At 67.1% G+C, this 10,832-nt stretch carries 9 protein-coding genes, 1 tRNA gene and 1 pseudogene; 10 read left to right on the top strand and 1 reads right to left on the bottom strand.

The features are described 5' to 3' along the window. The first annotated feature begins 12 nt into the window (after positions 1 to 12). The 5 genes from AMD30_RS18445 (at position 13) to AMD30_RS18465 (ending at position 3,870) form a co-directional block, all read left to right on the top strand. Positions 13 to 996 (top strand): helix-turn-helix transcriptional regulator, encoded by a 984-nt coding sequence (locus tag AMD30_RS18445; protein WP_010841165.1) that lies wholly within the window; start codon positions 13 to 15, stop codon positions 994 to 996. Positions 997 to 1,099: 103 nt separating this feature from the next. After that, positions 1,100 to 2,191, top strand: a complete 1,092-nt coding sequence (locus AMD30_RS18450; RefSeq protein WP_055476613.1) for an NAD(P)H-binding protein — start codon at positions 1,100 to 1,102, stop codon at positions 2,189 to 2,191. Between the two features lie 51 nt (positions 2,192 to 2,242). After that, complete coding sequence (locus AMD30_RS18455) at positions 2,243 to 2,950, top strand: type II CAAX endopeptidase family protein (RefSeq protein ID WP_055476614.1); 708 nt, start codon at positions 2,243 to 2,245, stop codon at positions 2,948 to 2,950. A 184-nt stretch (positions 2,951 to 3,134) separates the two neighbouring features. Then, a tRNA-Val gene (locus AMD30_RS18460) sits at positions 3,135 to 3,209 on the top strand. Between the two features lie 139 nt (positions 3,210 to 3,348). After that, on the top strand, positions 3,349 to 3,870 hold the full coding sequence (locus AMD30_RS18465) for a hypothetical protein (protein ID WP_055476615.1): 522 nt from the start codon (positions 3,349 to 3,351) through the stop codon (positions 3,868 to 3,870). Here the strand turns inward: AMD30_RS18465 and AMD30_RS18470 are convergent. Further along, positions 3,867 to 5,132 carry a tyrosine-type recombinase/integrase gene (locus AMD30_RS18470; protein WP_055476616.1) on the bottom strand — a complete coding sequence of 422 codons (1,266 nt, stop codon included), beginning with the start codon at positions 5,130 to 5,132 and terminating at the stop codon, positions 3,867 to 3,869. The two genes, AMD30_RS18465 and AMD30_RS18470, sit on opposite strands and share 4 nt — an antisense overlap. A gap of 334 nt (positions 5,133 to 5,466) precedes the next feature. Here AMD30_RS18470 and AMD30_RS25835 point away from each other — a divergent pair. From AMD30_RS25835 to AMD30_RS18485, 5 genes and pseudogenes are all read left to right on the top strand, one after another. After that, positions 5,467 to 5,595 (top strand): annotated as a pseudogene (locus tag AMD30_RS25835) (hypothetical protein); the annotation flags it as partial. Positions 5,596 to 5,698: 103 nt separating this feature from the next. Next, on the top strand, positions 5,699 to 7,993 hold the full coding sequence (locus AMD30_RS18475; protein ID WP_055476617.1) for an AAA family ATPase: 2,295 nt from the start codon (positions 5,699 to 5,701) through the stop codon (positions 7,991 to 7,993). Between the two features lie 562 nt (positions 7,994 to 8,555). Next, positions 8,556 to 8,792, top strand: a complete 237-nt coding sequence (locus AMD30_RS25100; protein WP_156354316.1) for a hypothetical protein — start codon at positions 8,556 to 8,558, stop codon at positions 8,790 to 8,792. A 133-nt stretch (positions 8,793 to 8,925) separates the two neighbouring features. Continuing rightward, positions 8,926 to 9,888: a hypothetical protein gene (locus tag AMD30_RS18480; RefSeq protein ID WP_156354318.1), complete on the top strand. Its 963-nt coding sequence runs from the start codon at positions 8,926 to 8,928 to the stop codon at positions 9,886 to 9,888. Further along, the gene (locus AMD30_RS18485) at positions 9,888 to 10,136 is read left to right on the top strand and encodes a hypothetical protein (RefSeq protein ID WP_055476619.1); all 249 of its coding nucleotides are present in this window, start codon (positions 9,888 to 9,890) and stop codon (positions 10,134 to 10,136) included. Before AMD30_RS18480 ends, AMD30_RS18485 begins: the two co-directional genes overlap by 1 nt. The last annotated feature ends 696 nt before the right edge of the window (positions 10,137 to 10,832 follow it).

Below are 10,832 nucleotides of genomic sequence, written 5' to 3' on the forward strand. Positions count from 1 at the left end.
ACGATGTGATGCATGTTGGAAACCTCCGCGCGGTTGCTGGCGTTGCTGTCACTGCTGCAGACACGACGGGAGTGGTCGGGCCGAGAACTCGCCGAGCGGCTCGACATCACCACCCGCACCGTGCGCCGCGACGTCGACAAGCTACGCGAACTGGGTTATCCGGTGGACGCCAACGTCGGCTCGCGCGGCGGTTACCGACTGGGCGCCGGCGCGGAGATGCCCCCACTGCTGCTCGACGACCAGGAGGTCCTCGCGGTCGCCCTGGGGCTCGACGCGGTGACAACCGGCGCGGTGGCCGACATGGCCGAGGCGTCGGCGGGGGCGCTCGCGAAGCTCCGGCAGGTCATGCCGTCGCGGCTGCGCCACCGGCTCGACGCCCTGCGGATCGAGGCCGTGCCCCGCACCGCACCGGCGAGCGCGGTGTCCGCCGACCGCCTCACCGAGATCGCGACCGCGTGCCACCGCAACGAGCGCCTGCGGTTCGACTATCGGCGCAACGACGGCGAGGAGAGTCGGCGCGAGATCGAACCCTATCGGCTCGTCCGCAACGGAAATCGTTGGTATCTGGTCGGTTTCGACGTGCAGCGCGTGGCCTGGCGATCGTTCCGCGTCGACCGGATGGAACCGAAGGTGCCGACCGGGCCGCGTTTCACCCCGCGCGAACCACCCGAGGGCGGCGCCGCGGCGTTCGTGCTCCGCGGTCTCGGTTCGGTGTACCGGCGGGCCACCGCGCGGGTGCGCATCCACGCCCCGCTCGACGAGGTCTCGGCGATGGTCCACGAGTCGTGGGGGGCTCTCGAGTCCGGCGACGAACACAGCTGCGAGGTCACCCTCTACAGCACGTCGCTGACATCGATCGCGCGCTGGATGTACGCCTTCGGAGCGGACTTCACCGTCATCGAACCGGTCGAGCTCCGTGCCGAGTTGGTGGCGGCTGCGGAGTACCACGACCAGGTCGCCGAGCGGTATCGTCGGGCGGTCGACGCGCAGCCGTGACCACGGTCACACCTCGTGATCTCGCCGTGACACCGGCACCGTGTCTGTCACATGCGAGTCCGTAGGCCGACCCATTCCGTCGAATGTCTCTACCGTCGGTGTCATGCGACTTCTCATCACTGGCGCCACGGGGTACGTCGGTTCCCGATTGGTGTGCGCACTGCTCAAACAGGGACACGACGTGGTCGTCACCTCGCGGGACACCCGCAAGCTCGCGACGTTCGGCTGGTCGTCCCAGGTCAGCATGGTGACCATGGACGCCGACGACCCGGCTTCGGTCAGAAAGGCGATGTCGGACGCGGGGCAGATCGACGCGATCTACTACCTCGTCCACGCCATCGGCCAGGGCGATTTCGCCAACGGCGACCGTGACGCGGCACGCAACGTGGCCGAGGCGGCCCGCGACTCCGGAGTCGGCCGCATCATCTACCTCGGTGGTTTTGTGCCGTCGGACGACAAGCTGTCGACCCATCTGCAGAGCCGGGCCGACGTCGCCGAGGGGCTCGTCGTCGACGGCGGGCCCGAACTCGTGTGGTTGCGTGCCGCCGTGATCATCGGCGCCGGCTCGACGTCGTTCGAGATCATCCGGTACATGGCCGACCGGCTGCCGGTGATTCCCGAGCCCGGCTGGATCACCAACGAGATGGACCCCATCTCCATCCGCGATGCCGTCCATTACCTGACCGCGGCGTGCGACTCGTCCGTTCTGCCCGCCGGGGACTACGACATCTCGGGGCCCGACAGCGCGCGCTACATCTCGATCCTGCACGAGTACGTGTCGGCGATCCGGATGCCGAGGCTGCGGCTGCCGGTCTTCGGGATCTCGACCCGCCTTGCCGGACGGGTGGGTGGCATGCTCGTGCCGGTCCCCTCGTCGCTCACCGAAGAGCTCGTCACCTCGCTCGACCACCCGATGACGGCGTCTGAGCACCGTATCCGCGATCTCGTCCCGCCACCGGCGGGCGGTCTGACGCCGATGCGCGAAGCCATTCACGCCTCGGTACGGTCGCCGTATCCGCGATCGGTGTGCGACCTCGACGACCTGCATCACCTCGCGGACACGGACCCGGCCTGGGCCGGCGGCGATTGGCTGCGGGTCAAGCGCAGCGTCGTCGAGACGATCGGCACGTCCCTCGGAGTGGCGGCCAAGGTCGTCGGGGTCCTCCGCCCGCCGCGCCCCGATGTAGCGTCGTGACCGGTAACCGTTGATCGACCGATTCCCTGACCGATCGAACTAGGTGGTGATGTGCTGGTGACCTCACTGGCGCGCGACCTGTACGAGTCCGTCGCCGCGGACCGAGACCCCGATCCCGGCGCCCACTACGTCCGACGACGCTGGCTGGTCGGCGTCTTCCTCGTCATCGGCGCCGTCGTGCTGGGCGTGTCGCTGCGTGTCGAACCGGGCGACGCGGCGTTCTACCCGTTGACACTCGCGCTCGCGGCGGTCTGGATCGTCGGCGCGTTCCTGTCCGGTCCGCTCCGGCTCGGCGCCTTCAGCCCCACGCCCTCACGCCCGCCCGGACGCATCGGCGCGATCGGGCTGGGTGTCGTCGTGGGCGTGGCGGTGGGCGGGGCGTTCCTGGTCGGCGGTCTCGTCGCCAGGATGATCCCCGGCGTCAGCGACCTGGCCAATCAGGTGCTCGCCTTCGCCGACTACGGCAGCCTCGCGGTGGTCACCGCGATCACGATGATCAACGGCCTGGCCGAGGAACTGTTCTTCCGCGGCTCGGTCTATTCGGCGGCGCGCCCGCACAACCCGATCCTCGTGTCGACGGTGATCTACGTGCTGGTCACCATGGCCAGCGGCAATGTGATGCTCGGCTTCGCCGGCGCGGTGCTAGGCACCGTGTGCGCGATCCTCCGACGCAGCACCGCAGGCATCCTCGCACCCGCGATCACCCACGTGATCTGGGGCGCCGTCATGGTCATCGCCCTTCCGCCGGTCTTCGCCTGACCGCCCGCTCCCTGAGGTGCGAGCGCATGAGCAACCCTTTGCTCCCTGAGGTGCGAGGAGCGCAAGCGACGAGCCTCGAAGGGCCGGCGACCCACATCACCGGCCGCGGTCAGACCCGGTTTGGGCGATCGGCGCCGAACCGACTAAATTCGGGTGCGCAGCGCCACGAACGTCGGCACGGCACGCGCGTATAGCTCAGCGGTAGAGCTCTGGTCTTACACACCAGCGGTCAGGGGTTCGAATCCCTTTGCGCGCACCATATAATCGCAGTTCAAAGGCCCAACGCCTCGCAAGCGCTGAGACCGATAGGTCTGCAGTCCGCAACCAGTCCGCAGTACGAAACACGTGAACCTCTCGTCGGGCGTTACTTGGCGCTCCTGTTTCGTACTATTCGCCCCATGGATAGTTCCGTGCCGTTGTGGGCTTTCGTCGGGCTCGGGTTGGCTGCGCCGCTGGTTGCGTTGTTTAGCGTCCTACTCACGACCGGAGCGGAGAGCAGGCGTTCGCATCGGGATTGGCTGAGACACACGAAGTTCGAAGCCTACGATGCCCTTTTCGGAACCTTTCACGCCCTGACACAGACCTACAGCCGCTACCTCGACTTGCCGACCGTCACACCCGAGAAGGTCACGGAGCTGAATGACACAGCACAGAGATTCAAGGACCAGTACGAACGAACGATGCTGGTGGCGTCGATGAGGGTCTCTCTCTCGATGGAACGGGAGCTGTTTCCAACCTGGCTAGACGTCTACATCGCAGTCGAGGATGCGGTCGTCGGCGAACCGCCAGCAAACCCGCGCCGCGACGCGTTCGGTGACCTCGGTGAGACCCGGAGAGCGGTGCGATACGACCTAGGGGTGCGTCGTGATCCTGACCTGTTTGGGAAATGGCGGGACCGAGACTACGTCGTTCGCGGTTAATTGTTGCCACTGATCGCACGGTCTAGAAGCGAGAGCGCGCGGTCAGTCTCCGACGCGAACAAGTGTCCGTAAACGTCGGCCGTGAGCTTCAGCGAATGGTGCCCCATCCAGTCCTGAACTTGCTTCGGCGGGACGCCCGACGTGAGCGTGATCGACGCGAACGAGTGGCGCAGCGAGTGCAGAGTCGCGTCGCCGTCGACGCCCGCGAGGTCCCGCGCCGGAGCGAACACGCGCTTGCTGAAGTTCCCGCGGCGCAACGGCCCACCGGCAGTAGTCGTGAACACGTACTCCCCCGCATCACGGTCAGTGATCTGGACCCGCAACGGATCGACCAACGCCGCTGGTATGGGAACCTCGCGCGTCTTGCGATTCTTCGGCACGCCGACGACCACGCGCCCCGAGACCTCAGAGACGGCGGTGTCGATGATGAGACGTCGCTTGTCGAGCTCAACCCTCGAAACCCGCAGACCGGCAAGCTCGCCGAAGCGCAAGCCACACAGACCGAGCACCCGCAGCGCGAGACCATTCGCTGAGACCGGGGCTTCGACGGCCGACCAGTCGGCGGACGCTTTGCTCGCCTTGCCCGCGGCGATCCGGGCCGACCGCGTCGCGGCGAGGTAGTCGGCTGCGCGTCCGAGCCGTTCGATCTCGGCGGGGTCGAGGAACACCTTGTCAGTTCGCGTCATTGCGGGGAGCGGGACGTCGCTAGCAGGATTCGACCGCAGCCGCTTCGACCGCACTGCGAGCCCGAGGATTTGATGCAGCACCGCGTGGCAGTGCCGGACCGACGACGCCGAGAGCTTGCGGTCAGACGTCTCGGCGGTGCCGTCGGTGAGTCCGCCGACCCACATAACGATCTCATCGTGGTCGACCTGTGCCAGCGGGACATGCCCCCACTGTGGTTTGACGTGCTTGGTCCACACGTTCTCATAGCTCGCCTCGGTCGCGGCCGTCTTCGCCTTGTTGCCCGCGCGCCAGGTCTCTGCAACCTCGCCGACCGTGACGGCCGACTTCGACGGGTCCACCCATTCGCCGCGCACCACCGCGGCCGACTGTTCGCGCAACCATGCTTCGGCCTGTTTCTTCGCCTTGTCCCTAAAGCTTTTCGTGTGCTCGCGGCCGTCGGTGCCGACGTATCGCGCCAGATAGCGCATTCCCTGCCCGTCGCGGGCCGACGGAGACCCGTCCCGACGTCGCCAACGGTCCTCGACGCGGGCACCCGTGACGCGCTTGGTCGGGACAGATTCGGGGGTGATCGACATGAAGCGATCGTAACCGCGGACCCACTTTAGGAGGTCGGGCGCAAACTGTGCCGTACATCACATTTGAGAACTGTTTTCCCAGTTCACGCGAGGTTGTCACGGTTGATCGACAACCGTTCCATCTGCCTCCTGCCAGCACCGATGCAAGTTGTCACGGTTGACATCAATTGCACTGACAGACAGGCACTTTCGACAAACGTGTTTCGGCGTGTCTAACTGATCTCAGACCGCTCCGATGACCGCCGGACACAACCAGGGAGACCAACCATGAACGACACCAACGACGCACTGACCGTCACCGAAGCCGCCGCCTACCTCGGGATCGCGGCAGACGCTCTACAACCTCCGCTCGGCTGGCGCAGGTCCGGCGTCCTACTTGATCGGGAATCGGCTCCGGTACGACCGCCGAGACCTGGATCTCTACATCGCGCAGCGCAAGGCCGCGACGCTCGTCGCTGGCTGACCGCACGACCTGACCGCTCGCCGCCCGCCCATTGCCCCGGGGCCGTCAGTCACGCCAGCAACCGCGCGTAATCCGTTCGCGCGCAATACACACAGGAGAAACCTTGTCCGAAAATGAGGAACGGGGCCCGGCTGCCCCACCGAGCCCCGTCGCCGCGCTGAGCGGTGAGCAGGAGATTGCCCGACTCGACGATACGTCGATCGTCGGACACTTCGCCACCATCGCACGCGCTATCGCCGACGCGACCGTCGGCCCGCTCATTGGCAAGGAGCCGACCACCCCGACCACCCCCCACGGGTTCTACGACTTCGTGACGGTCGATGACCCGGGGTTCGCGGAGATGGCCGACTACGCCGACGCGAGCCCGCGGGTGACCGGGGTCGGCTGGCGGCCGCCCGTTGGCATCGCCGTGCTCGACCTCGACGAGTACAAACCTCATGCGGCACAGCAGTTCGCGACGTTCGCCGCCGCCGTCGAGTTGCCAGACACACTGACGGTTGTGACTGGTCAGGGTGGCCGCCACCTGGTCTACAGGCTGCCCGACGACGCCCGTAGGTCGGCGCTGTCGAGACCGAAGGACAGCGGTATCGACGCGGTGCGCACGCACTCGCAGGGCTATCTGGTGGGACCCGGTTCGGTCCACCCGGACACCGGTGAGCTGTATCGGTTCGGAGAGCTGCGCCGACCGATCGCGGAGCTGCCCGCGGACGCGGCGACCGCATTGCGCGCACGGGATCGAATCCCGCGGCGTCACACCACCGGTGGCGAAGCGTTCATTGGGGAGTCCGACCTGGCCGCGGTGCTTTGTCAGTTCCCCAACGGCGAGCCGTCAGTGGCGATGCTGTCGGTAATTGGGGATCCGCGAACCTACGCGGCCGCCCTCACCGGGAGTCTGCACCCGACCATCCACAACTCGGTAACGCACGCGGTGCGGTTGGCGCTGGAAGGCGACGCCGGTCTGCCGAGTTGCCTCATGGTGTTGGGTGCCGCGTTCGTCGGTGAGTTGGACCGACGCGAGCGGTCTGGCGAGGCCATCGGTCGGTCTGTCGAGCACGCTATGCGTGAGTTTCAGAGCATCGTGGTCGACGTCCTCGCCGTCGAGGGGCTGGTGAGCCGGTGTCGTCGCCATGGGACGGCCTGCTGGCACGCATTACCGAGACCTTGGGGATCACCGACCCACGCGGCGAGGTCCGGGGGTTTCAGCAGGCGCGCGGCCGCCGTAGCGGGTGGTCCCGAGGATGACGACGAGCTAGCGCAGTTTCGACGGAGTCTTGGTCTCAACGACGCGGGCGACGCGGACAATCGCCCGGCGTCGGCCGGTCTACTCGACCTCGAATCGCTCCGCGCGCAACCGCTTCCGCCACGTGAGTGGCTGGAGACCGGCATCTTTGAGATGGATGCGGTCAACAAGCTGACGTCGGTGTCTGGAGCGGGGAAGTCGATTCTGCTCGCTCACTGCGCGGTCAACTGGTCATTGGGCCGTTCCGCGCTCGATGTCGATGAGTCCGGTCGGTCGCGGAGGCTGTCCCGGCCGGTGCATGTGCTCTACATCGACGGCGAGCTGGGTCCGCGGTGGTGGCACCGGACGCTTGACAAGCTGGCCGCGCCGTCGGGTTTGCCTCGCTTCCACGTCGTCACCCTCACCGATTCCGCGCCGACGTGGGGAGCGCTGTCCACGCCGATCGGCGCAGCGGAGTTCGTGGACTTCGTGAGCGACCTCGACGACGAACTCGACGGGCTCGACGTCGTCATCGTGGACACACTGAGCGCCTTCGTTGGCGGTGAGGAGAACTCGAACGACACGTGGGCCGACTTCGACCGGCTGGTGACCCTGCCACTGAAGCGGGCCGGATTCACGCTGGTCTACGCCGACCATGCAGGGCACGGTGGCGAACGCGCGCGCGGTGGCAGTGCCAAGAAGGCGAAACTTGATGTCGAATGGGTACTCACCGTCCGCGACCCCGAACGCGATCCGAACCGGTTGGAGCTCTCGTCGGACCCGACCCGCGGCAAGATGCGCAACGGCCACGACGGGCACCCCATGCGGGTGGTGCTCGACCGGGTCGACGGGCCGCTGGGGCATCGCCGGGTCGCGGTGGCCGTCGCACCTTCGCCAGACACGCGAGTGCGTGACGAGCTGTTGCAGGTCTTCCGCGATAACCCGGACGGGCTGACCAAGACCGCGGCTATCGACCTTGTCGGCGGAAACTCGACCCGAGCGCGGGCCGAGTTCGATCGCCTCGTGTCGCACGGTCGCCTCGTTGTCGACGCTCAGCAGTACAAGACCAAGCGCGGGCAGATGCGATCGAAGCACATCTATTCGCTCGCGCCGACAACGATCTCGTTGAGCGTCAACCGCGACAAGTCCAGCAACGATGACGAAGAGTCGGGAAAATGATCGTTTTCGCAGGTCAGAGGGAAATTTCTGGCACCGTCCAAGGTGCCAGACGGTCCCAGGATTCGCCGAACCGTTCTGACGCCGTCCAGACACTCGGACGGTCCCAGACTTCCCCAGACTCGAATCGCCCCATCGTCGCAGTTCAGGGCGGATTTCTGACGCCGTCCAGACACTCGGACGGTCCCAGACTTCCCCAGACTCGAATCGCCCCATCGTCGCAGTTCAGGGCGGATTTCTGACGCCGTCCAGACACTCGGACGGTCCCAGACTTCCCCAGACTCGAATCGCCCCATCGTCGCAGTTCAGGGCGGATTTCTGACGCCGTCCAGACACTCGGACGGTCCCAGACTTCCCCAGACTCGAATCGCCCCATCGTCGCAGTTCAGGGCGGATTTCTGACGCCGTCCAGACACTCGGACGGTCCCAGACTTCCCCAGACTCGGACCGGCGCGTTTCTGACGCCGTCCGTCTTAGGTTTCCTAAGGGGCTGGACGGCGCCAGGATTTCGAGTCGTTCAGACCCTCCAAAGAGACCCCGGAATCGCTCCCCGCGAGGCGCAGCGATGACCGCGAGTACGGGAGGCAGCGGACCCCGTCGAGCCAAGGACGTCGAGCGGCAGATGGCCCGCCGCGCGCAGTTCGAGCGCTATTGCGACCGGCAGATAAGGAACCCGATGCCGGGCACCACGTGGCACCCGCTCTACCGCTGGCCGAGCGACACCGACGCCGATTACGCGGCCCGGGTCGCCGAGCACGAGACCGCACACACCGAGACCACCGGCCGCACGGCCGGAGAATGAGAGGACACCATGACCAAGACCCCCCCATGACCCGTACGATCCCGCTGCGCCGCCGAGCGATGAGGCGTTCACCCGCAAGCGCGGCCACAACGACGCCGGGACCGCGATGCCCGAGCGCGCCGCTATGGCGCGGATGAACGCGAACACGGCCGCGCGCAACTCCGACGCGCGCATGGCCCACGAGACCGCAAGGGCCAGCGTCACCCCGAGGGTGCCGAGGACCGTGCCGCCGCACCCCCCGACGCTGAAGCTGGTCGAAGCTGGCGAGATCGGCGCAGCGGTGCTCGACCTCGTGCGGCTCGACCGGGTCGATGGCGCACTGTCCCGGTCGCTCGCCCGGGTCGCCGAGGAGAGCCGGGAGCTGTCAGAGCAAATCGCGGTCGACAACCTGCGAGCCCGCACCACCGCCGCCGCTGGTGCTGCGCTCGACGCCGCCGAACGCAAGGAACGGGTGCCCGAGGTTCTGGGACCGATCCTGACGTGGCAGCACAGCCGAATCGACCATGTCGACCAGGACGTCGAAATGGGCCTGCGCCTGACGATTCAGAAGGAAGCCGCAGACCGCGCGCTGTCCGCTGTCCGCGGAGTCCTCGACGAGATCGATGCCGCGGTGCTCGACGAGGCACACGGTGTCCTGTCTGACACGGTGCAGGCACACGAGCGTCTGAAGCTGGCCGCGCTGTCGGTCGATGTCACTCTCGACGAGGTGATCGACAACGGCGACGACGGCGCGCTGTCCGCGGTGCGGCTGTGGCGGTCGTCGGTATCCCGCTGGGACAACGTGCAGGCGGTACGCCAATGGGTTGCCGCTGTGCTCGACCGCGGGTTCGAGGTCCATGACGGTGTACTCCGCGTGGTGTCGCCGCCGCGGGTGCGCTCTGGCGCATTCCTCACCGACGCGGAGGCGCGCGCGCACAACAGCCCGCAGGCCGAGGCCCGTACCCAGGGGTCGCAGTGGGAGGGGTCCACTGCGCCGGGGTGGCTGGCAGACAAGGGGTCTCACGAGGCACTGCGATGGTGGGTCGACCTCAGCGAAGCGCAGCGACCGGCACCGCGTGGTGCTGCCGACCTCGACAATCGAAAGGGTGGAAAGTGATGGCGCTCTACGACGACCACGAGGGACACGCGCGGGGCTTTGGCCGCTACCTCGACGATGCGATGCGGGATCGACCGCATACCGCGGCCGAGGCGGACCGTGAGCGCGCGCAACGCGGCCGGGACACTGTCGCCGATCACGACAACGAGGACGCCGCCGACGGTCGCGAGCACCGTCCGCCGCCGAGGACCGGAGGAAACCGGGTCAGCCGTGACGGCAAGGGATTCGGCCGATACCTCGCCGACTGACGGTTAGCCGTGTACGTCGATCTGAGACCCCGATACTGCCTCGTGTGGTGTCGGGGTCTCGTCGCGTCCGGCACGGGGGGTGTCACCCCTCCCCGGGTAGATCACGCAGGGCACCGCCCCGTACTGTCGCCGGCCGAGCGCGCCGTTGAACCGTACCCTGCCGGGGTGCCCGAAACCGCCCCTGAACAGCGGTTTTCTGCGCCCTGAGAGCCCGTCGAGCGCCTCACAGGGCCGTCCGGCCGTCGAAAGTCCTCAATCCGCGCCGCGGGAGTCGTTGTCGCGCGGCGATTTTGGCGGAGCGTGAACCCACCCGCCGCCCACCAGATCCAAATGCCGACCCGGCGCCACGCCATCCGCAGGTGAGGGTGTCGCCTGTAAGCCCCCAGACGCCCGTAGACGGTTGGCGGACACCTACAGGGGTCGAAAGCCCGCGAGCGGGGCGCATAGCGAGCGATACGGACGACCCGGGTGCCAACCGTCGGCGGTGAGCACACCCAGCAACCCACTCAGCGGGTGAAACCGGTGCCGATGCCTGCTTCTCGCCACACCCGACGACATGCTCAATGCCCACGAGACGACACCGACCGCGGACATCTCCACGGCGAGGACACACAACGAAGAGGGCGAGCAACGGGGGCCTTCCGGCAGATCAGCGGGTGAGGGCAAGCCACAGACCGTGTCAACGGCCAGTTTGAT

Origin of the sequence: Gordonia sp. HS-NH1, from assembly GCF_001418765.1 — a bacterium.
In the GTDB taxonomy this organism is placed as follows: Bacteria; Actinomycetota; Actinomycetes; order Mycobacteriales; family Mycobacteriaceae; genus Gordonia.

Coding starts and splice junctions, on each gene's coding strand:
- AMD30_RS18485 (WP_055476619.1), top strand. CDS start 9,888: ATGGCGCTCTACGACGACCACGAGGGACACGCGCGGGGCTTTGGCCGC.
- AMD30_RS18450 (WP_055476613.1), top strand. CDS start 1,100: ATGCGACTTCTCATCACTGGCGCCACGGGGTACGTCGGTTCCCGATTG.
- AMD30_RS18480 (WP_156354318.1), top strand. CDS start 8,926: ATGAACGCGAACACGGCCGCGCGCAACTCCGACGCGCGCATGGCCCAC.
- AMD30_RS25100 (WP_156354316.1), top strand. CDS start 8,556: ATGACCGCGAGTACGGGAGGCAGCGGACCCCGTCGAGCCAAGGACGTC.
- AMD30_RS18470 (WP_055476616.1), bottom strand. CDS start 5,132: ATGTCGATCACCCCCGAATCTGTCCCGACCAAGCGCGTCACGGGTGCC.
- AMD30_RS18445 (WP_010841165.1), top strand. CDS start 13: ATGTTGGAAACCTCCGCGCGGTTGCTGGCGTTGCTGTCACTGCTGCAG.
- AMD30_RS18465 (WP_055476615.1), top strand. CDS start 3,349: ATGGATAGTTCCGTGCCGTTGTGGGCTTTCGTCGGGCTCGGGTTGGCT.